General features: G+C 46.4%; 18 protein-coding genes. 17 read left to right on the plus strand and 1 reads right to left on the minus strand.

Annotated elements, in window-relative coordinates; translation table 11 throughout:
- Positions 1–49 precede the first annotated feature (49 nt).
- From AC4HCY_RS07795 to AC4HCY_RS07810, 4 genes are all read left to right on the plus strand, one after another.
- On the plus strand, positions 50–5,377 hold the full coding sequence (locus tag AC4HCY_RS07795) for an S-layer homology domain-containing protein (protein ID WP_491095781.1): 5,328 nt from the start codon (positions 50–52) through the stop codon (positions 5,375–5,377).
- 193 nt (positions 5,378–5,570) lie between these two features.
- Positions 5,571–6,746 carry an endonuclease Q family protein gene (locus AC4HCY_RS07800; protein WP_323431556.1) on the plus strand — a complete coding sequence of 392 codons (1,176 nt, stop codon included), beginning with the start codon at positions 5,571–5,573 and terminating at the stop codon, positions 6,744–6,746.
- A 56-nt stretch (positions 6,747–6,802) separates the two neighbouring features.
- On the plus strand, positions 6,803–8,185 hold the full coding sequence (locus AC4HCY_RS07805) for a [Fe-Fe] hydrogenase large subunit C-terminal domain-containing protein (RefSeq protein WP_491095782.1): 1,383 nt from the start codon (positions 6,803–6,805) through the stop codon (positions 8,183–8,185).
- Positions 8,186–8,264: 79 nt separating this feature from the next.
- Entirely contained in the window at positions 8,265–9,332 is a 1,068-nt protein-coding gene (locus tag AC4HCY_RS07810; RefSeq protein WP_491095783.1) for an XdhC family protein, read from the plus strand.
- A gap of 121 nt (positions 9,333–9,453) precedes the next feature.
- Here AC4HCY_RS07810 and AC4HCY_RS07815 read toward each other — a convergent pair whose 3' ends face one another.
- Positions 9,454–9,606, minus strand: coding sequence for a hypothetical protein (locus AC4HCY_RS07815; protein ID WP_323431553.1), 153 nt, complete (start codon positions 9,604–9,606; stop codon positions 9,454–9,456).
- A gap of 163 nt (positions 9,607–9,769) precedes the next feature.
- On the opposite strand from AC4HCY_RS07815, the gene AC4HCY_RS07820 reads away from it, so the two are divergent.
- The 13 genes from AC4HCY_RS07820 (at position 9,770) to AC4HCY_RS07880 (ending at position 21,968) form a co-directional block, all read left to right on the plus strand.
- A complete protein-coding gene (locus AC4HCY_RS07820) occupies positions 9,770–10,243 on the plus strand; it encodes an ECF transporter S component (protein ID WP_323431552.1) in 474 nt (157 codons plus the stop codon).
- Positions 10,244–10,310: 67 nt separating this feature from the next.
- A complete protein-coding gene (locus AC4HCY_RS07825; protein WP_491096096.1) occupies positions 10,311–10,754 on the plus strand; it encodes an RrF2 family transcriptional regulator in 444 nt (147 codons plus the stop codon).
- Positions 10,755–10,826: 72 nt separating this feature from the next.
- Complete coding sequence (cysK, locus tag AC4HCY_RS07830) at positions 10,827–11,756, plus strand: cysteine synthase A (RefSeq protein WP_491095784.1); 930 nt, start codon at positions 10,827–10,829, stop codon at positions 11,754–11,756.
- Positions 11,757–11,942: 186 nt separating this feature from the next.
- Complete coding sequence (locus AC4HCY_RS07835) at positions 11,943–14,405, plus strand: heavy metal translocating P-type ATPase (RefSeq protein ID WP_491095785.1); 2,463 nt, start codon at positions 11,943–11,945, stop codon at positions 14,403–14,405.
- A gap of 209 nt (positions 14,406–14,614) precedes the next feature.
- Positions 14,615–14,827 carry a heavy-metal-associated domain-containing protein gene (locus AC4HCY_RS07840; RefSeq protein WP_491095786.1) on the plus strand — a complete coding sequence of 71 codons (213 nt, stop codon included), beginning with the start codon at positions 14,615–14,617 and terminating at the stop codon, positions 14,825–14,827.
- Between the two features lie 32 nt (positions 14,828–14,859).
- Positions 14,860–15,195 carry a metal-sensitive transcriptional regulator gene (locus AC4HCY_RS07845; RefSeq protein WP_333783288.1) on the plus strand — a complete coding sequence of 112 codons (336 nt, stop codon included), beginning with the start codon at positions 14,860–14,862 and terminating at the stop codon, positions 15,193–15,195.
- 191 nt (positions 15,196–15,386) lie between these two features.
- A complete protein-coding gene (locus tag AC4HCY_RS07850) occupies positions 15,387–16,106 on the plus strand; it encodes a GntR family transcriptional regulator (protein ID WP_323431549.1) in 720 nt (239 codons plus the stop codon).
- Positions 16,107–16,168: 62 nt separating this feature from the next.
- Entirely contained in the window at positions 16,169–17,272 is a 1,104-nt protein-coding gene (locus AC4HCY_RS07855; protein ID WP_323431548.1) for an ABC transporter substrate-binding protein, read from the plus strand.
- A 70-nt stretch (positions 17,273–17,342) separates the two neighbouring features.
- On the plus strand, positions 17,343–18,164 hold the full coding sequence (locus AC4HCY_RS07860; protein ID WP_323431547.1) for an ABC transporter permease: 822 nt from the start codon (positions 17,343–17,345) through the stop codon (positions 18,162–18,164).
- A 1-nt stretch (position 18,165) separates the two neighbouring features.
- A complete protein-coding gene (locus AC4HCY_RS07865; RefSeq protein ID WP_491095787.1) occupies positions 18,166–18,951 on the plus strand; it encodes an ABC transporter permease in 786 nt (261 codons plus the stop codon).
- 16 nt (positions 18,952–18,967) lie between these two features.
- Positions 18,968–20,044, plus strand: coding sequence for an ABC transporter ATP-binding protein (locus AC4HCY_RS07870; protein WP_491095788.1), 1,077 nt, complete (start codon positions 18,968–18,970; stop codon positions 20,042–20,044).
- Positions 20,045–20,998: a carbohydrate kinase family protein gene (locus AC4HCY_RS07875; protein WP_323433886.1), complete on the plus strand. Its 954-nt coding sequence runs from the start codon at positions 20,045–20,047 to the stop codon at positions 20,996–20,998.
- Positions 20,988–21,968, plus strand: coding sequence for an ADP-ribosylglycohydrolase family protein (locus AC4HCY_RS07880; protein WP_323433887.1), 981 nt, complete (start codon positions 20,988–20,990; stop codon positions 21,966–21,968). The genes AC4HCY_RS07875 and AC4HCY_RS07880 overlap by 11 nt, the downstream gene beginning before the upstream one ends.
- Positions 21,969–21,999 lie beyond the last annotated feature (31 nt).

A 21,999-nucleotide genomic window follows, 5' to 3' on the forward strand; every position in this document is an offset into this window, starting at 1 on the left:
CGACCAGCTTGCGGGGCTGGCGCTGCTTTTAACAGATACGGCCCCGTCTGTGTCAGACGGCTTTACAGGCAAAACCATCAAGCTGACCCATGACATCGATCTGTCTGCCTATCAAAGCGGAAGCGGCTGGACGCCTATCGGAACACATTGGGCTTTTAAGGGAACCTTTGACGGCAACGGAAAAACCATTACGGGTCTAATAATTTCAGGAGTACAGGATGTAAACATCCATGGCTTATTTGGCAATGTTAACGGAGGCACGATCAAAAACCTCAGGCTGGATGATATTAATGTCTTTGCAAGGGGGCAATATGCAGGCGGAATTGCCGGAAGTGTAGGAGAAAACGGCACGATTGAAAACTGTTCCGTCAGCGGTACAATTTCTGCGCCGGGCTACAACAACGTTGGAGGAATCGCAGGTAGAAATTCACCGGGAATCATCCGAAATTGTATCAGCACGGCAATTGCTTCCGGCAAAGGATATGTCGGCGGGATTGCAGGAGTATCAAACGGCATAATCCAAAACTGTTATGTCACAGGCAATGTTACCGCTGAGACAACTACAAACTGCCGTGCGGGCGGCATTGCGGGAGGCACGGGAGCAAGCTCCCAGATAACAGGCTGCGCGGCGTTAAACGGCTCGGTTATCGGTTTGTCCGGTGAAACCGGCAGAGTGTTTGGCTATAAAATCGGGGCGGCACAAATCGTCAACAATTATGCCTCCGGCAATATGCTGGTGAACGGTTCCACAGTTGCGGGAGGCTCGGCAGATGATATGAACGGGGCGCCCAAAGCCTCCGAAGATTGGCTTGCGGCCGCAACATGGGGAAGCTCCGGCCTGAATTGGGACACCGGTGTATGGGATATTACGGTAGGAAGCCTGCCCTCACTGAAAGTTTTCGGCGCGGCACCGCCCACATCGATCATTAACATCACCCAGCACCCAGCCCCTATTACCAATGTCATCGTGGGCAGCATCTCAGGATCACTTTCGGTAACGGCCAGCGTAACACCATCCGGTCCATTAAACTACCAGTGGTATCAAAACACGGCGGAATCCAATTCCGGCGGCACAACCATTGGAGGAGCGACCAGTGCAATCTTTATCATCCCCACCGGCTTGACAGAGGGAACCTATTACTATTTCTGCGAGGTCAGCGCCGGGGCCGCCTCCGTCCGCTCCAATGTGGCGAGGATCAACGTATCCGCCGTAACAGATACAGGGAACCCCATACCGGGGGCTGCGGGCGCGGTTCAAATCGAGTCCATTTTCTTTCCTACGCCAAGAATCGCTCTAAGCTGGACGAAGGCAACTGATAATGTATCAATCCCTTCCAATCTGAGATATTATATTTACCGCTCCACTTCCAACAACATTTTGACGGCGGAGGGCTGCGAGGCATATGGAGTGCTGCAGAATACCGGCGGAACGACAGATATCGGCAGCTATAACGCTGCGTGGCCGGGAGCCGATACCGCTTATTATTTCAATGTGGTGGTCCAGGATGAGGCGGGCAATAAGGCTGCGTACCAGCCTGTTGTCAGAAACGGCATTACCTTTGCCGTTCAACCGGATGAGGTTACAGTGACACAAGGACATATCAGCGGTGCCTTGTCGGTTGCGGTAACAGCTTCTCCAGCAGAAACCATCGACTATCAGTGGTATTTCAAGAATTCGGCTGCTTATGGAAGCCCGGATACGTTAAGCGGGCAGACCAGCTCCAGCCTTACCATTCCGGCAGACCTTACGGCAGGCGGAAGTTATTATTACTTTTGCAAAGCCAGCGTCAAGGGCGGCAGCATTTGGGCTTATTCCAACATATTCAAAGTAACGGTCAGTGCTTCGCCTGTGGCTCCAAGCATTACCGGTCCGGAAACCATGACCCTGACAGAAGGCTATGCCGCCACCTCTACCGGCACATATACTATTACAGGCACAGAACCGATTACAGTAACCAAAATTTCCGGCGACGAAAAGATCACATGGAACAACGGTACGAAAAGATTGGATGTCGCCGCCGGTCTCACGCAGGGAAGCTATCCGGTTACACTGAAAGCGGAAAACAGCTTCAGTCAGATAGGTACGCTCACCTTTACCCTCACGGTGAATCCCGACCCGGACATCGCTATAGTAGAGTTGGCAAAAACGGCTGCGGAAATTGCCGCATACCCTGCGGTCAACCAGGCAATTTGCGGCACTGAGGAAGCCGTAAGAGATTATGTCAAGAGCATAGCCGAAACAGCGGTAAACAATGCCAGCGTTGCGGCCGCCATCAACAAAGTCAGCTATAACGCACCGACAGCGGGGGACGCCGATAATACATCCGGAACAAACGGCAGCTATGAATTCACCGTCACCGTGTCAAAGGGAGCACAGAGCCGGATTACCGGGCAGAAATCCATTTTAATTATCGCAGCACCTTTTTCAGGCATTCCGAACGCCGATGCGGTAGCGGCTGCAAAAGCGGCTATTGCTGACGGCACTGTTAATGTGGCTTACGGCGCAACCCAGGATGATAAAACAGCGGCAGTGCAAAGCTATGTGAACGCTCTGCTGACCGGCGATGCCGCAGGGGTACAGGCGGTAGTCACTTACAACAGCGGCACAGGTAAGTATGATGTTGCACTTTCCAAAGGCAGCGCAGCCGATAATAAGAGTCTTACCATGACGGTGACTGAAGCACCTGACCCGGATATTGCCATTGTGGATACGGCAAAGTCAGCGGCGGAGGGTGCAAGCTACAGCAACATGACCCAAGAATCGGCAAACAGCGAATCCATCATTATAACGGCGCTGAGATCCACCGCAGAGACAGCTATAGGAAACGGCAGCGTTACGATTGCTATCAACAAGCTCAGTTATACGGTTCCGGTTGCCGGAACCTCCGCAAACCCCAACGGGACAGACGGGAGCTATGTATTTACCATCAGGGTATCCAAGGGCTTACAGAGCCAGACCACTGTGCAGAAAACCATAACCATCACGGCTACAGCCTTTTCGGGTATTACGGATGTGCAGGCGGTAGCGGCTGCAAAAGCGGCTATTGCTGATGGCACTGTTAATGTGGCTTACGGCGCAACCCAAGATGATAAAACAGCGGCGGTGCAAAGCTATGTGAACGCCCTACTGACCGGTGACGCATCAGGTGTAACGGCGGTTGTCAGTCACACCAGCGGCCGCCAGTATAACGTTGAGCTTAGTAAAGGCAGCGCAAACGACAGCAAGATCCTTACCATGACGATAATCGAAGGGGCGGCTCCTGTGATTGATGCAACGATCAGCCCCACAGGCGTGAGCTATGATCTTAGCAATCCCGGCGACATAAGCACCACCATCACCTGGAACAGCGCCAGTACGGTCACGGATGTGGTATATGGCACAACGCCTTTGGCAACGCCTGCCCACTATTACGTTATCGTAAGCGAGCTGATTATCAAGAACAGCTATCTTGGAGCACAGGGCTTCACTGAAGGAGATAGGCTGGAATTTACCATATCCTTTGACAAAGGGGCTCCTTCCACGCTTACCGTCGACATTGCAGATAGTTACATCCCCAGCAGCAACGCCAATCTGAGCGGACTGACAGTGGGCGGCAGCACAGTAAGCGGTTTTGATCCTGATGTTGCCTCATATTATGTGGAGCTGCCCTACGGCACCAATCCCGGCAGCACGGCGGCGGCAGTGGGTGCAACTGCAGATGATGCAAAAGCTGCTGTAAGCATTGCACAAGCGGCATCTCTGCCCGGCAGTGCAACCGTGGAGGTAATTGCCGAGGATAAGATAAACACAAAGACTTATACTATCAACTTCACGCTGGAACAAGCACCGGCAACCTATACCGTTACCTTCAACTTAAACGGCGGTACGCGCACAGGCGGCGGCGAGCTGATACAGTCCGTCATACACGGCGGCTCAGCCAAAGCACCTACAGTAAGCCGCAGCGGTTACACCTTCACCGGCTGGGACAAAGCCTTTAACAATGTGACCTCCGATTTGACGATTAGAGCTAATTGGAGGAAAGACAGCAACGGAGATGATACTGGAGGCAATAAAGACGACTCCGATGGTGGCGGCAACGATACACCTTCTACGCCTCCGGTATCAAACATCACTATATACAAAAAGCCCGATCAGCCAACCATGGCATCTATGAACTTGACCGCTGCGGCGGATAAGAACGGCGCTGCAATTGTTACCATAACCGAAGCCCAGGTCAAGGAGCTGATTGATGCGGGAAAAAAAGACGCGAAGAGCAAGGGCAAAGCAGCGGATGGCATCGGTGTCTCACTTAATATAGCGTTTAACGCAGATGGGAAAAGCGTCAGCGTGAAGCTGGATGAAAAAGCCCTGGTCCTGCTGGAAAAGGAAGGCGTGAAACGCTTTGACGTGAATACCCCGCTTGTCAGCTTCTCCTTTGACAAAATCGCCATTCAGGAAACCAAGGCTCAGGCATCGGGTACCGTCACCATTGCGGCCGATCCTGTTACCAAGCTGTCCAATGCGGCAAAGGCACTGATCGGCAACCGGCCTGTATACGACCTGACCGTAAGCTATCAGAAAAACGGCAAGACAGAATATGTTTCCGATTTCAAAACAGGCACGGTCACACTGGGCATCCTATATAAACCGGCAAGAAATGAACAGACCGGCAACCTTTACGGCGTGTACGTCGGAAAAGACGGCAAGCCGCAGATGCTGGCCAACTCCGGCTACGATAATGGCAGGGTGATTTTTGGCAGGAACAGCCTTTCCATTTACGGCATAGGCTACAAAGCCCCTGCTCCGGACTTTACCGACACGGCGAAGCACTGGGCGAAGGACGACATTGATTTTGTCACCAGCTACGAACTTCTCTCCGGCACAAGCGCAACTGCTTTTGCTCCCGATGCCGTCATCACCCGTGGAGATTTCCTCATGGCGCTGGGCAAGCTTTCAGGTGCAGACGTGAGCGGCTATAATACCGGCAGTTTTGCCGATGTCAAGAGCAGCGACCCCGTTATGCACTATATCGAGTGGGCGATGAAGAATGGCATAGTGCAGGGTATCGGCAGCGGCAAGTTTGGCCCGGCACTTTCTATCAGCCGTCAGGACATAGCGGTTATGATGCAGAACTACGCCAAAGCCGCCGGCTATAAGCTGCCTGTTTCCGCTGCGGCAGTCACATTTTCGGATAGCGTGAAGATTGCCGCTTATGCAAAGGATGCTGTAAAAGCCATCCAGCAGGCAGGCATCATGCAGGGCAAGGGCAGCAACGCCTTTGACCCGACCGGCAGCGCAACCCGTGGGGAAGCATCGGCCATATTGCGCCGCTTTGTGGAACTTCCCAATGTTTATTCTTACAAGATGACATCTTCCCGCAATCATAGCAGTCACTGAAGCTATATCATATCCGGGGGTATCCATGATTATGACCTAAAATACATAAATTGGAGACCCCTTGCTTTATTTGGGCAAGGATCAAAAGCAATAAATAAGCTGTTTTTAAAATAGCAATAATAGGGGATAATAGATGGTAAGCTTTATGATATTATCTATCAGGCAATGACTATATATTTTAGGTGGTGCAGGGATGAATAAATACTTTGTGGATTTGCATGTACATATAGGCCGTTCGTCCGGAGGGAAAGAAATAAAGAAAGCGACGGCAAATAACCTTACCTTTGAGAACATCGCTTATGAATCCTACAGGAAAGGCATAGATGTTATAGGTGTCGTTGACTGTATATCCCCATATATACTGGAGGATATCAACAGCCTCGTTTCAAGAGGAGAATTGGTGGAAAAGAGCAAGGGAGGCATGGAGTACAGAGGAAGGCAGAACCTTATACTGGGAGCGGAGATCGAAACCCACGAGAAGCATGGCTGCAGTTCCCACTCGTTATGCTTTTTCCCCACATTGAAGCACATCACGGACTTTTCGGATGAAATGAGCAAGCATATCAAGAATATCAGGTCTTTCAGCCTGATGAGCCGGTTGACGGGTCAGGAGCTATTCGATATCGTCGATGAGTTCGGGGGCGTATACATACCGGCCCATGCCTTTACTCCGCACAAAAGCTTCTACGGCAACTGCTGCAAGTCATTGCATGAAATATTTGACGACAGATCCTTTGGAAGGATACCGGCGGTAGAATTGGGCTTGAGTGCAGATTCGATGATGGCAAGCCAGCTCAGCGAATTGGATGGCAAGACCTTTATCAGCAACTCTGATGCTCACTCATTGCCCAAGATGGGAAGAGAGTACAATATATTTGAGATGGAGGATGCGAGCTATACAGAAGTTTTAAAGTCTATCTGGAATAAAGACGGAAGAAGGATCGTTGCTAATTACGGGCTGAATCCCAAACTGGGCAAATATCATCGCAGCTATTGCGAGATATGCGATAGGGTCATTGAGGGAGAGCCTCCGGTATTAAAGTGCCCTGTATCGGATAAGCACAGAGTGGTGGTAGGGGTCCGAGATAGGCTGGAGGTCATCAAAGACAGGGATGAGCCCGATATGACCGGAAGGCCGACCTACAATTACCAGATACCTCTTGAGTTTCTACCCAAGGTAGGGCCCAAAACCATAGAAAAGCTGATAGATCATTTCGGCAGCGAGATGAAGGTCGTTCATGAGGCGAGCTTCGAGGAGCTCGCAAAGGTCGTCAAGGAAGATATGGCCAGGAATATAGTTTTAGCCAGAGAGGGAAAACTGGACATCGGTGTAGGCGGCGGCGGAGTATACGGCAGGATAGAGGCGTAGCTTCAACGTACGGCAGCGATACAACTTCATATCGTTGATTATCATGGAGGATGTATATGAGAGAAGAGTATATCAATTTTAACGAGAAGAGGATGTATATTTTTAGCGAGCTTGTCAGGCGATATTGGAATGGAGGATTAAAAAGCGCAGAGGATTTAGATGACCTGGTCAGGGATATTATGGATAAATATGGTTTTGGTGATGCGGAAATACCCTTTATTAAGGACCATATAAGGTTGGCAATGGGATTGGACCCTAAGGGAAACGTGGCATTCGACCATGAGCTGACCATAATAAAAAATGCCGGAGAGATCAGCCATCCCATTGTTGCGAAGCTTGACGGGCCTTGTGAGCATTGCGAAGAACCAAATTGCGAATGCAGCGATATATGCAGGTACGAAACCTCAATATATAGAAGAAAAGGCCCCGTCATTGTGAATGACAAGTGTCTGAATTGCGGCCATTGCGTTTCCTCCTGTGATTTTGGAGCAATAGCCGACAAGATAGAGTTCATGCCGATCATCGATTTGCTGAAGGATAGCAAAGTGCCTGTCTATGCTGCTGCAGCACCTGCTATAGCCGGACAGTTCGGGGATGATGTCAGTATGGGTCAGCTCAGGACCGCCTTTAAGCTGCTGGGCTTTAAGGATATGATTGAGGTTGCGCTGTTTGCCGATATTTTAACCATAAAAGAAGCCTTTGAGTTTGATAATCTGGTAAAAAGCGAAGAAGATTTCTTTTTGACAAGCTGCTGCTGTCCGGTGTGGTTCAATATGATAAAGAAAAATTATCCCGGCATTCTCGAGCATATGTCTCCCTCTGTATCGCCCATGATCGCCTCGGGTAGGATACTAAAAAAGCTCTATGAGGATGCCAGGGTGGTTTTTATTGCTCCCTGCATAGCGAAAAAGGCAGAGGCAATAGAGCAGGATCTCAAAGGGGCCATAGATTATGTATTGAATTTCAGAGAGCTAAAGGAGATATTCAATGCTCTTAATATCAACCTGAGCGAGCTTGAGCCGGATTATAAGGATCAGGCCTCCTTTGGGGGAAGGATATATGCGAGGACAGGAGGGGTAAGCTTTTCAGTCAAAACGGTTGTTAACAGGCTGGAGCCAAGGAGGGTCATCATGCTTAGAGCTAAAAAGGCAGACGGTGTCAAAAACTGCAAGGAGATATTGGACGATCTCTATCAGGGGGAAAAAGTGGATGCCAACTTTATTGAGGGGATGGGATGCCCAGGAGGATGTGTAGGAGGGCCGAGGACAAACATTGATGTACATAAGGCTGCGATGATGGTCAATGAATTTGGTGAGGATTCCTTGATAATGACACCCTTTGATAATTTAAATGTCATGAAAATATTAAAGCATTTAGGTATCAATTCCATTGAGGAAATAATTAATAATGAAGAAATAAAAAAAATATTATCCAGATGATAATTTGCACGTGATAATAGTGTATAATATTAACAGTATTTCTGTTTGGGGCGGATGATGAGAAGCAAAGGGTGATAAGATGTATAATGCATTGTATAAAGAATTGTTGGATAAAGTAAATAGCGGAAGCAAATGTGCTGTATTAACATTTCTGAGCATGCTTGACGGAAAAAATGGTTCTATCGAAGAAAAAATACTCCTAACCGATGAGGATATAGAAAGAAAATCATATCCTCTGAGCGATGATTTATATGAAAAACTCAAGCTTTCTTTAGATATGGGAAAGCTTGAGATAATAAATACGGAAGGGGATAAAGGTGTCTTGATCGAGCCCTTCATACCCAAGCCGCGTTTGATAATATACGGGGGAGGGCATGTAGCCAAGCCTGTATCGGAGCTTGCAGCCAGAGTAGGCTTTTCTGTTACTGTTATAGATGATAGGCCTTCCTTTGCCAATATTGGCCGTTTTCCCGAAGCAGAGAGTGTTATCTGTGAAAGCTTTGAAAGATCCTTCGAATTGATAAAATTCAGAAAAACCGATTTTGCGGTAATAGTGACTAGAGGCCACAGGCATGACGGCATAGTGCTGCGTGAGGTATTAAAGCATGATCTCAGCTATATAGGAATGATAGGCTCAAGACGCAGGGTCCGTGCTATGATGGAGGAACTGCTGAACGAAGGCTTTGATAAGGACAAGCTTAATTTGGTAAACTCCCCCATAGGTATTGACATAGGTGCCGTTACCCCTGATGAAATAGCTGTTTCCATAGTGGCGCAGCTTATCAGCTTTAAGAACAAAAGCGCTCTGAATAAATTTGGCAAAGACTTCGTATTTCCTGAATTCGATGTGGAAGTGGCAGAAAAAATATCCGAAGAATCGCCGGTGCCCAGGGCCCTCATAACCATATTATCCTCCAAAGGCTCTACGCCCAGGAAGGCCGGTGCCAAAATGGTTCTTTACCAGGATGGAAGAATCATCGGCAGCATAGGGGGAGGCTGCAGCGAGGCAGGTGTTATATCCAGCGCAAGGAGCATTATGCCTGACAAGGGCTTTATGATCGAGCATGTGGATATGACGGGCGAGGTTGCCGAATCTGAAGGCATGGTATGCGGCGGAGTGATGGATGTCCTCATAGAAATTTTTTAGGTTTTTTTGAACGAGACTTCATTCAGAGGGGGATTCAACCCCCACTGAATATTAGTTCGGTGATAAATAAAGATGAAGCATGAGCTGTTCCTGAACAAGAAATAACTCATGCTTCATTATTCTACAGATTTTTTATGAAATTGCCAAGCTCCTTTAGCTTGCATTCCGACGATTCAAGCTCATGCATTTCCAGAACAGCTAAAAACTGCCTGATCCGCTCTGAATGGCTTATGGCATTTCGTACAGCGTAGCGATACACTTTCCATAATATCATTCACCTCTCAATAAATTTTGCATTACTTACTTTCCTGAGAAAAATCAATAATATATAGTATATTTAAACAATTATCATATATTAAGTTTGCGGTGTCAACAGGACTGCAAATTATGAATAATACGCTATATGATGAAATATGCTGTATTTGGAGGAAGCTTTTATGGACGGAAAAATAAAGAGAATTGCATTTTTGGGGCTGTTTATGGCCTTGCTGGTTATTGCCACTTCGGTGTTTCGTTTTCCTGTGCCTACATTTAATCTTTATTTCAACCTGGGTGAAGCGGTTATATACCTGGTGGCTCTTTTATACGGCGGACCTGCAGGCGCTGTTATAGGCGGCGTGGGCTCTGCATTATCGGATGTTCTGGGCGGCTATCCGGTGTGGGCGCCGATTACTTTTGCGATCAAGGGTGCAGAAGGATTTGTTGTGGGTATGCTGTCAAAAAGATATAAACCATATTTTGCGGTATCGGCGGGAGCTGTGCTCATGATGGCAGGATATGCTGCGGCTGCAGGATTGCTGTATGGTTCAGGGGCTGTACCATTGGAATTGGCCGGTGACTTTGTACAGACATCTATGGGAGGCATAATCGCAATAATGCTTTATAAAAGATTGAAGAAAATACTTGTTTAAAATGATAAGATTCTTATCACAGTAAAGGCTTCTGAAAAAGAGAAGCCTTTATTTTTGACTCAAATATATAAATATGTTGACAAAGGGTAGATACGGCTTGAGAGCTATGGTAGATCTGGCGCTGAAATCTGTTACGGATCATGTTCCTTTGAAGAGCATAGCTGAAAGCCAAAATATATCCGAAGGATACCTGGAGCACGTGTTTTCGGCTCTCAAGAAGGCCGGATTGGTAAAAAGCATCAAGGGCCCCCAGGGAGGCTATATACTTGTTGATAGACCTTCGCAGATAACCGTAGGAGCTATACTCAGAGTGCTTGAGGGGGATTTGTCAATAGTTGATGATAGGAATAATCCGGACGGGGATAATGTGATTGAGAGCTGTATCAAGTTTCATGTGTGGAAAAAAATAGACGAAAGCATAAACTCGATAGTAGACGGGGTAACATTGGAAGATCTCGTTTCCGAATACAAGAGAATGGAAAATATAGGAGCAGAAATGTACTATATATAATTTTTTAATCAAATACCTATTAAACATATAGGAAATATAATAATATTAAAATATAAGATGGAGGTAATGAATATGTCAAAGATAGCAAAAAGTCTTACGGATCTGATCGGAAATACGCCCCTTTTAGAACTGGTAAACTACGGCAAAGCAAATGGCCTTAACGCGACCTTGCTGGCTAAGCTCGAATATTTCAATCCGGGCGGCAGCGTAAAAGATAGAATAGGCTATGCGATGATCAAGGATGCGGAAGAAAGAGGCATCATAAACTCTGATACCGTAATAATCGAGCCAACCAGCGGAAATACAGGGGTAGGCTTAGCCTTAACAGCGGCAGCCAGGGGCTACAGGCTTATACTTACCATGCCTGAGACTTTCAGCATAGAGAGAAGGAAACTTCTTGCAGCATTGGGAGCTGAGCTTGTGCTTACACCGGGCCCGGATGGAATGCCCGGAGCCATCAAGAAAGCCGAAGCATTGGTCAGCGAGATAAAAAATTCTTTTATGCCCCAGCAGTTCAATAACCCGGCCAACCCTGAATATCACAGAAAGACTACGGCAGAGGAAATTTGGAAAGATACCGACGGAAAGTTGGATATATTCGTGGCCGGCGTAGGAACCGGAGGCACCATCACGGGAGTAGGGGAAGTGTTGAAGCAGAGGAATCCCGGGATAAAGATAATCGCAGTTGAGCCTGATGATTCACCGGTACTGTCCGGCGGACAGAAGGGCCCTCACAAAATACAGGGCATCGGTGCCGGTTTTGTGCCTGAAGTGCTTAATCTAAGAATAATTGATGAGATTTTCAGAGTAGAGAATGAAAGCGCCTTTGAAGCTTCACGAAAGCTTGCCAAGAGTGAAGGCTTGCTTGCAGGCATTTCTTCAGGAGCTGCTCTTTATGCGGCCTCGGAAGTGTCAAAAAGGCCGGAAAACAAAGGCAAGACCATTGTAGTCCTCCTGCCGGATACCGGTGAGAGATACTTGTCAACAGAGCTGTTTGTCTGATCGCATTAGGCTTGGCCCATTATTGAACATTCCATGCAAAAGCTTCACCGGTGAGGTGAAGCTTTTGCATTTAACGGTATAATTTTTATTCTATATATTGACACTATTTAAGGAATAATATATTATATAAATATAGGATAGGGGGCTACCCTATAGTGAAGTGCGAACCGATGAAAGGAGAATACTATGAAGACCGAATCTTTAAATATAATCGGAATGACATGCGCAGCGTGTGCCAAAGCTTCGGAAAGAGCAGTTAAGAGGCTTGAAGGCGTAGTTGAAGCAAATGTGAATTTTGCAACTGAAAAAATGGTTGTCCAATATGATGAAAGCAAGCTTGATGCAGATAAAATAAAAGAAGCGGTAAAAAGAGCAGGATATGAGGCTGTAGAAGAAGCGGAAACAAAGATCATAGCCGTACCTATATCCGGGATGACATGCGCAGCATGTGCAAAAGCAATAGAAAGGGCAGTGTCCAAGCTTGAAGGCATAGAAAGCGTTTCGGTTAATTTTGCGTCAGAAAAAGCAAATATAAAATATAATCCGAAAGCGACGAGGCTTTCAGAAATAAAGCAGGCTATTTCAAAAGCCGGATATAAAGCATTGGAGATTGAAAGCAGCAATAAGGTTGACGAAGACAAGGCAAGAAAAGAAAAAGAAATAAAAGTATTATGGACTAAATTCATTGTATCGGCAATATTCACCGCTCCATTATTATTTTATGCAATGGCGCATATGATACCGGGTTTAAATAAGTCATTGCCGTCTTTTTTAGATCCGATGCATGACCCGCTGACATTCGCACTGGTTCAGATAATTTTGGTGACTCCGGTGATCATTGCGGGATATAGATTTTATACCGTAGGCTTCAGGGCCATAATAAGAAGAAGCCCAAACATGGATTCATTGATCGCAATGGGCACATCGGCGGCTGTGATCTACAGCCTGTATTCCACTTACAGGATTTACATGGGTGATCATGACAGCGTAATGAATTTATATTTTGAATCGGCAGGCGTTATTATAACATTGATTTTGCTGGGCAAATCCCTTGAAGCCGTGTCAAAGGGCAAGACCTCCGAAGCCATTAAGAAGCTGATGGGGCTGGCGCCAAAGACGGCCATAGTGTTACAGGATGGCAGGGAGATAGAGCTTCCCATAGAAGAGGTGGAAGTCGGAGACGTGATCTTGGTTAAGCCGGGGGCAAAGATACCTGTGGACGGTGAAGTGGTGGAAGGCTATACTTCCATAGATGAGTCGATGCTTACGGGCGAAAGCATTCCGGTGGAAAAGCATGTAGGGGATAAGGTAATAGGCGCAAGCATCAACAAGAACGGTTCGATCAAATTCAAAGCCACAAAGGTAGGCGGTGATACTGCTCTCGCCCAGATAATAAAGCTTGTTGAAGATGCGCAAGGCTCTAAGGCTCCTATAGCCAAAATGGCCGATATAGTTTCAGGCTACTTCGTGCCCATAGTATTTGCCATCGCCATTATAGCGTCTGTAGCCTGGTACTTGAGCGGAGAATCGACGGTCTTTTCATTGACCATATTCATATCCGTATTGGTCATTGCATGTCCTTGTGCTTTGGGGCTTGCGACACCCACAGCTATTATGGTAGGCACAGGCAAAGGCGCAGAGTACGGTATACTGATAAAAGGAGGGGAAGCTTTAGAAGCTGCCCACAAGATCAATATTATAGTATTTGATAAGACGGGTACCATAACTGAAGGCAATCCTGAGGTGACGGACGTAATTGCGTCCGGCGAGATTGGAAGAAATAAGCTGCTGCAAATAGCTGCATCAGCGGAAAAAGGCTCTGAGCATCCTCTGGGCGAAGCCATAGTAAAAGGAGCAGAGAAAGAGAAACTTGAAATGCTAAGGGTTGATAAGTTTGCTGCAATACCCGGTCATGGGATAGAGGTTCAGATCGAAGGCTCAGATATACTTCTTGGAAACAGGAAGCTCATGGCCGACAGGAACATAGGGCTGAAGCACCTGGAAGGCGAGTCGGACAGACTTGCATCCGAGGGAAAAACACCCATGTATATTGCCGTGGATAATAAGCTTGCCGGCATAATTGCCGTAGCCGATGTAGTCAAAGCCAGCAGCGCTAGGGCGATAGATAGGCTCCATGACATGGGAATAGAAGTTGTTATGATAACCGGCGACAACAGAAGGACCGCCGAGGCAATAGCGAGGCAGGTCGGGATTGACAGGGTCCTTGCCGAAGTGCTGCCCCAGGATAAGGCTGACGAGGTCAAAAAGCTGCAGGCGGAAAATAAGAAGGTTGCCATGGTGGGAGACGGCATAAACGATGCTCCCGCCCTTGCTCAGGCAGATATCGGGATAGCCATCGGATCAGGCACCGATGTAGCAATGGAATCTGCAGACATAGTATTGATGAGAAGCGATCTTATGGATGTGCCCGCTGCCATACAGTTAAGCAAGAGCACCATAAGAAACATAAAGCAAAACTTGTTTTGGGCTTTCGGTTATAATACAGCCGGAATACCCCTTGCAGCCGGGCTCCTGCACCTGTTCGGCGGGCCGCTGCTAAACCCGGTATTTGCGGCAGCAGCCATGTCCCTAAGCTCGGTTTCAGTTTTGACCAATGCCCTTAGATTAAGAGGATTCAAACCGCATTAAATAAAAATTGCGTAACAATTTTTATCGGGTACGTGGTGCGTAGCCTGGGGTTACTTCTATGTGGTCTTGGTACGAGGTTCAAGTGTTATAGCAGAACTCTGGGGTCTGACCCAAAAGGAATACCTTAATCCTCGTGCCCCGTACCTCGCACCTCGCAGCCATAAAAAATACTTCGCATTTTTAATATAAAATGAATGGAGGAAAATAAAATGAAAAAACAGATCAATATCGAAGGTATGAGCTGCGGCCATTGCGCAAAGCATGTGGAAGAGGCTCTGAAAGAAATCGGAGCAGCAAATGTGACGGTAAGCCTGGAAGGGAAATATGCTATCGCAGAATCAAGCAGCGAGATTGAGGATTCCAAGCTCAAGGAAGTGGTCGAAGAAGCGGGATATGATGTGACCGGCATCAAGAGCCTGTAGAGTACCCCATCAAATTCCGGAGGTTATAGCATATGAATGATGATTGCAAAACAGCCGACTGCGGAAGCTGCAAGGATGAGGCATGCTGCCACAGAACCACAAGCAGGCCTGAAAAGATGAAATCATCCCTGATATCAAGGTTGAACAGGATAGAAGGCCAGGTAAGAGGCATAAAGGGCATGATAGAAAAGGATGCATACTGTGATGATGTCCTGAACCAGATAGCTTCAGCTCAGGCTGCAATGAATTCGGTCAGCAAGCTCTTGCTGGAAAGCCATATGAAAAGCTGCCTGATAAATAGAATTCAGGCAGGAGAGATGGAAGTGGTCGATGAGCTTCTAAAGACCATCGAAAAGATGATGAGATAAAGTTCAACTTAATAAAACGGGTCTGGTATGATTATAAGCACCGGGCCTGTTTTTCTGTACAGGACTCAATTTATAATTTTTTTTGAGCAAAGAAAAATTACTGAGGTTTTAAGAAGGGATTTTTTTATTTATGTCTAATATATATTATAGCTAAACTTGTATAGACATGTATACAAGAGGGGGGTGAAAGCTTGCTGAATAAGAACGATCCCTTACCTTTATATGTCCAACTGCAGCGCATATTAAAGGAGGATATACTGAAGGGCAAATACGGGGAAGGCGATATGATACCTTCCGAGAACCAGTTGTCTTCAAGATTCGGGATAACGAGGGCAACCGTACGCAAGGGCATATCCACTCTGGTAAATGAGGGATACCTGCATCAAGTGCATGGCAAAGGTACTTTTGTATGCTTTAAGCAAATGAAGTACAATGTTTGGAATTTCGGAGGGTTTACCGATTATCTCAAGAGCAGGAACGAGACTCCGGTATCGAAGCTTATAAGCATCCGCAAGACAACAGCGGATGACAGGGAGTATTTGGAGATCAAAAGAGCCAGAGGCGTAAAGAAGGATGGTGATAAACCCTTATATCTCACTATAGATGCTTCCATGATTCCATTGGACTTATTTCCGGCAATCGAGAATTACGATTTTGCCGTAGAATCATTATACAATATAATGCGCACAAAATATGGCATATATCCTAAAAGGGCTGAACTCAAGATGACTTGCATACAAAGCGATAAATTATCAAGGGAGATATTTTCCTTTGATAGAACTATGCCTTTGCTGACAGCCCAGGGGAAGGTGTATGATATGAACAATGTGGAGGTTGAAAGGGTAAAAGTGATATATGGTCCCAAGATGGATTTCAATATTGTGGCCAATATGGATACATATATACCCTAGGCAAATAAAAAAATAAGGATAAAGGTATCCGAGAATCTTTTAAATGAATGGAGGAATAAAGAATGAGAAAGAGGAGAATCATCAAAAGCTTCATAGCAGCGATCATCATATTGAGCATGGCAATGGCTCTTGCTGCCTGCGGAAGCAAGACTGAAGGAGGCAATGAGGGAGATAAGGCTGCTGAGGGCGGCAAGCCTACTCTCGTGGTGGTCAACTGGAAGGACTACGGCTCTGATGACAGCAAAGTCATCGAATACTTTGAACAAAAATATGATTGCAAGGTTGTCCATGAGTATATGGCTTCCGAAGAAGAATTGCTGACCAAGCTGAGAACAGGCGGCGTAGGCAAGATAGATGTGATTTTGCCCAATGCATCAATATTGCCGGTGGCAATAAAGGAAGGACTTCTTGAAGAGGTTGACGGCAGCAGTATGGAAAACTATAAATACATATTTGATAAGTTTACGACTCTTCCGGAAAACAAGCAGGACGGGAAGACCTATGCAGTGCCCTGGGTTTGGGGCTCTACAGCCATTGCTTATAACAGCGAGCTGGTGAAGGAAAAGGTTGATTCCGTCAATGTGCTGTGGGATGAAAAATACAAAGGCATGATAGCCTTCAGAGATGACTTCAATGACGCAGTGATGACGGCGGCTATCGCTTTGGGACAGGACCCCAGCAATCCTTCGGACCTGGAAGCAATAAAGAAAAAGCTTATCGAGCAGAAGCCGCTGAACAGGACATATTGGAAAACCGGGGATGAATGGTCCAAGCTTTTTGCAAACAAGCAGATAGCCGTAGGAATGATGTGGAGCGGCCAGGCCGCAGCCATGAAGCAGGAGGGAGAGCCTATTGAATACGTAGTTCCCAATGAAGGCGCTATCGGATGGGTGGACTATTGGGGAGTGGTAAAAAATGCTCCCAATAAAGATTTGGCATTTAAATTTATTGATTATATGATAAGCAAGGAATTCCAAGAGGATTGGGTCAAAAAGGGCGGCCCGGCTCCTGTAAACTCAGAAGCCGTGAAGGCTCTTGATGAAAAAACCATACAAGAGATGAACCTGAGCGAAGAAAGCTTGAACAAGCTGTTCTTCATATCATATCATGGCGAAGATGTGAAAAGGGAATGGAACGAGCTGTGGCAGGAGGTCAAAGCTCAGTAATGATTTTGGAGGCTGCTTTTAAGCAGCCTCATTGCTGCTTAAACGGATAATATTTCAAGGAGGTAAGTCGGTGAAAAAGAAAGTGCTCCTGATGAGCCCGGCAATGTTTATATTATTTGCCTTTGCTATAGTCCCACTATTTATAATGCTTTATTACAGCTTTTTGAGCGATGGGGAAACGGCCCGATTGACCCTGCAAAACTATGCCAAGTTTTTCAGCAAGGGCTTTTATCTGAAGCTTACCTGGAAAACCATCAAGATGAGCCTTATCGTAACCTTCATATGCATGATACTGGCTTATCCGATGGCCTATATAATGGCCAAGGCCATAAATAAAGGCAAGAATCTGCTGCTGCTGCTCATCATAATACCCTTCTGGACCAGTCAGCTGGTGCGTGCATACTCATGGCTCGTATTTTTGCGGGATGGGGGAGTATTGGCACAGTTCCTGAACAGCATGGGACTGATACGCAGTACGGATTTGGGCATACTCTTTACAAGCAAAGCTGCAATCATAGGCTTGGTGCATATATTTTTCCCATATATGGTCATAACCATCTATATGGCTTTGGAGAAGCTGGACAATTCAATAATAGATGCATCAAGAAGCTTGGGAGCCGGACCTGTAGAAACCTTCAGGCGCATAATACTGCCTCTGAGCAGGCCGGGCATAATAACAGGCTCCATATTGGTCTTCGTCCCCTGCCTCGGCAGCTTCGTGGAGCCGAGGATATTGGGCGGTGTCAACGGATCGGTCATAGGCACCGTTATAGAGGATCAATTTTTTGAGATATACGGCTGGAACTTTGGCGCGGCCATAGCTTTCATATTGCTGTCCATGGTATTACTGTCCATGGGAGGCATGTCAATACTTTTGAATAAGGAGAAGTAATATGGGCAAGAAGATATTTAATTGGTTTTATACTGCAGCAGTGTTTGTGTTTTTGTATGCTCCCATAGCAGTCCTGATGGCCATGTCCTTCAATGAGTCCCAATACAATGCTTTGCCCTTCAAATTCAGCATGAGATGGTTTGAGGCTTTGGCGCAGAATGAAAAGCTTATTGATGCTACCATGAACAGCCTGTACCTGGCAGCCATCACAGGGGTTGTATGCATCATATTGGCAACGGCGTTGATGCTTGGAAATCAGGAGGCCAGCGCTAAGATCAAGACTCTTGTAAACTCTGCGGTGGTCCTGCCTCTTACCATACCGTGGCTGATAATGGGTCTGTCCTTGCTGCTGCTTCTCAAATCCCTGGGACTGGATAGAAATTTTTTAATGCTCCTCATAGGCCATGTCATCATTTCCTTACCCTATGCGGTGCTTGTGATAAGCGCCAGGATGCAGGATATGGACAAATCTGTCCAGGAGGCGTCCTATAGTCTTGGAGCAAATGAATGGACAACTTTTATAAGGGTGATTTTCCCTATGATATCCCCTGCCATGTTGGCAGGAGGTTTTATGGCTTTTATGGTTTCCTTTGATAACTTTGTATTGTCGTATTTTCTAATACCTACCGGCACTACTACCTTGCCGATAGAGATATATTCATCTATTAAATTCGGCTTCACTCCGGAGATAAATGCAATATCGACTATAATTCTTGTTTTATCATTGCTGGTTATAAGCATAATTGCGGCTATAATGGGTTCTTCCCTAAAGAACTTTTTCCGATAGATTTAGGAGGGATGAAATGGCTTTTCTCAGTATAAAAAATTTAACAAAAAAATATGATGGAAACACTGTTCTGGACAGCATAAGCCTTGATATAGAAAAAGGAAGCTTTCTGTCGCTTTTGGGTCCTTCCGGCTGTGGCAAGACAACCACCTTAAGGCTGTTGGCAGGCTTTGAAAAATGTGACGGGGGAATCATAGAGGTAAACGGCAAGATGATCAACGATATACCCGTTTATAGCAGAAATTTCGGCATGGTATTTCAAAGCTATGCTCTCTTTCCCCACATGACAGTGGAGCAAAATATTGCCTATGGTCTTGAGCAAAGGAAAATGAGCAAGAAGGATATAAAGGAAGAAGTAGCCAAGGCCATTGAGATGGTCAGGCTTGCCGGCTATGAAAAAAGAAGGCCCAAGCAGCTGTCCGGAGGCCAGCAGCAGAGGGTGGCATTGGCAAGGGCTCTGGTAATAAAGCCTGATCTCCTTTTATTGGATGAGAGCCTCAGCGCGCTGGACAAAAAGCTCAGAGTCGAAATGCAGGTGGAGCTCCGCCAAATACAAAAAAAGATTGGGATAACGACCATATTTGTTACTCATGATCAGGAGGAAGCGCTAACATTATCCGATAGAATCGCCGTCATGAAAGCGGGAAAAATCATTCAGATAGGGACACCGGAAGAAATATATGAAACGCCAAAGGATACTTTCGTAGCAAGCTTTCTGGGCCAGGCGAACTTCTTTAAGGGCAGCATAGCAGAAAAACAAGACAATAGCTATGCATTAAGGCTGAAAAACGATGGAGTTATGAGTTTTGTGTGTGAGAAAAATATTGAGCCGGGCCAATTGGCTGCCATAACAGTAAGACCGGAAAAGGTAGAAGTGAGCAGGCAGGCTAAGGAGCTGAGCCTTAAGGGGACTGTACTATTTGTTACCTATGTAGGTGATACCTCCATATACAGGGTCAAGTCCATGGGCCAAGAGGTAATTGTGCAGCGCCAAAATACAGGCAACGCTGAAAAATACGATATAGGAGATGAAGTATATTTAAGCTGGAAGCCTGAAAACAGCCTGGTTCTAGAATGGGATGGTGAGGAATAGTTGGATAGAGGCAATGTTTTGATATTTGGGGGCATAATTGTAGACAGTTATATGATGGTAAGGGAATATCCCGTAAGAGGACAGGACGTCCTTATAAATGACAGCTTTGAAAGGGTGGGAGGCTGTGCCGTAAATGTGGCTAAAACCTTGAAAAATCTCAGGATGAAGCCCTATATCGTGTCTGCAGTGGGCGGAGATATCAGGGGCGATATGATAAAAAGCTATATTGAGGATAACAGGTTCGATGCAAGCTGTATAAAGCGGCTTGAAGGCGAGAGCTCCGGGTACTGTGTCACGATCCTGGAGGATGCCGGGGAAAGGACCTTTCTGACCTATAAGGGCTGCGAATCATACTTTTCTTCGGAAATGATATCTGATGAATTGATCAGAAAAACATCCTATGTGTATGTAACAGGATATTACTTGTTGGATGAAAGATATTCGGGCGATATCATAGAGACTGTTGGGAAGTTGAAAGATAGAGGAAGCAAGATTTTATTTGATCCGGGTCCCTTAGTGCGGCTAATAAAAAAGGATACTCTTCTTTGGATTTTGTGCAAAGCCGATATAATAACTCCCAATGAGACTGAAGCAGAAATAATAAAAAGCATGCTTGCATTGGATATGGATCTCGAAAATTGGTTTATAGACATGGGAATAGAGCTGTTGGTGCTCAAACAGGGAAGCAAAGGGGTCAAGGTGTGGAGCAAAGATATGAGCTTTGCCATGCCTTCCTTTAAAGTAGATGCCATAGATACTGCAGGCGCAGGTGACAGCTTTGCAGCAGGCCTCATATATGGGTTATCCCAGGGCCTGTCTCTCTATGAAGCCGTGAATTTTGCCTGCGGCTGCGGCGCAATCACCACAACCTTTAAGGGACCCCACGGGGAATTTGGAATAGAAGACATTAAAAATCTAACAGATATGGGAAGGGATAAAGCTTATGATAGATAGAGCATATGGAAGCTTGATAGGGGCAGCCATTGGAGACGCTATGGGAATGCCGGCTTCATTTATGTCGCCGGACCAGATAAAAAAAATATACGGGAAAATTACGGATTTTATGAAGCCTGCGGCAGAGCAGATTGCTCACGGCTCTTTGCAGCAAGGCGAGATAACAGATGACACGGAGGAATCTTTGATAATATCCTCTGTCTTGATAGAGGCTAAAAGATTTGACGCAGATCTCTTTGTTGAGAAGATGAGAAGATGGGCCATAGATAAAAAAATGCTGGATTCTACTGTTATAGGGCCCAGCACCCGCAGATTTTTGGAAGCGATAATAAAGGGCAAGGATTATTTGGAGGTAGGGAAAAAAGGCGATACCAACGGCGGAGCCATGAGAGCAATGCCTATAGGGATCTTCAATCATGGCAGAATAGAGGATGCTGTTGCGGATGCCATACAATCTGCATTGCCTTCCCACGGCAGCAAGCCGGGGGTAGCATCCGCCTGTGCTGTGGCAGCGGCTGTAGCCCTGGGCGTAGAGGGAGGCTATACTTCAAAGCAGATCATGGAGGCCGCGATCTATGCTGCCCAAAGAGGGGAAGAAGCAGGCTTTGATATACCTGCTCCTTCCGTAGCTGCCAGGATACAGCTGGCTATAGATATAGTCGACAGCAACAGGCCAAAGAGCCTCGAGCATATCTGCTATGAGCTGTACCGGTACATAGGCTCCGATATGAAAAGCTATGAATCCATACCTCTTTCGCTGGGAATATTTTATGCTGCGGAAGGCGATGGGGAAAAAGGCATCATAGCAGCGGTGAACGTAGGCAACGACGCAGATACCAATGCATCTATAACCGGCGGGATCTGCGGAGCCTTCAGCGGAGCCGGCAGCCTGAACAGCAAGTGGATAGAAGAGATCAAGCATAGAAATAAAATCGACTTTATGGGTATAGCCCGGGCTTTGCTGGACTAGGAATACTATTTTAAAAACATGGATTACGGTC

This window comes from Lutispora sp. QWL-02 (assembly GCF_058315355.1).

Coding starts and splice junctions, on each gene's coding strand:
- AC4HCY_RS07800 (WP_323431556.1), top strand. CDS start 5,571: ATGAATAAATACTTTGTGGATTTGCATGTACATATAGGCCGTTCGTCC.
- AC4HCY_RS07805 (WP_491095782.1), top strand. CDS start 6,803: ATGAGAGAAGAGTATATCAATTTTAACGAGAAGAGGATGTATATTTTT.
- AC4HCY_RS07810 (WP_491095783.1), top strand. CDS start 8,265: ATGTATAATGCATTGTATAAAGAATTGTTGGATAAAGTAAATAGCGGA.
- AC4HCY_RS07815 (WP_323431553.1), bottom strand. CDS start 9,606: ATGATATTATGGAAAGTGTATCGCTACGCTGTACGAAATGCCATAAGC.
- AC4HCY_RS07820 (WP_323431552.1), top strand. CDS start 9,770: ATGGACGGAAAAATAAAGAGAATTGCATTTTTGGGGCTGTTTATGGCC.
- cysK (WP_491095784.1), top strand. CDS start 10,827: ATGTCAAAGATAGCAAAAAGTCTTACGGATCTGATCGGAAATACGCCC.
- AC4HCY_RS07835 (WP_491095785.1), top strand. CDS start 11,943: ATGAAGACCGAATCTTTAAATATAATCGGAATGACATGCGCAGCGTGT.
- AC4HCY_RS07840 (WP_491095786.1), top strand. CDS start 14,615: ATGAAAAAACAGATCAATATCGAAGGTATGAGCTGCGGCCATTGCGCA.
- AC4HCY_RS07845 (WP_333783288.1), top strand. CDS start 14,860: ATGAATGATGATTGCAAAACAGCCGACTGCGGAAGCTGCAAGGATGAG.
- AC4HCY_RS07855 (WP_323431548.1), top strand. CDS start 16,169: ATGAGAAAGAGGAGAATCATCAAAAGCTTCATAGCAGCGATCATCATA.
- AC4HCY_RS07865 (WP_491095787.1), top strand. CDS start 18,166: ATGGGCAAGAAGATATTTAATTGGTTTTATACTGCAGCAGTGTTTGTG.
- AC4HCY_RS07870 (WP_491095788.1), top strand. CDS start 18,968: ATGGCTTTTCTCAGTATAAAAAATTTAACAAAAAAATATGATGGAAAC.
- AC4HCY_RS07880 (WP_323433887.1), top strand. CDS start 20,988: ATGATAGATAGAGCATATGGAAGCTTGATAGGGGCAGCCATTGGAGAC.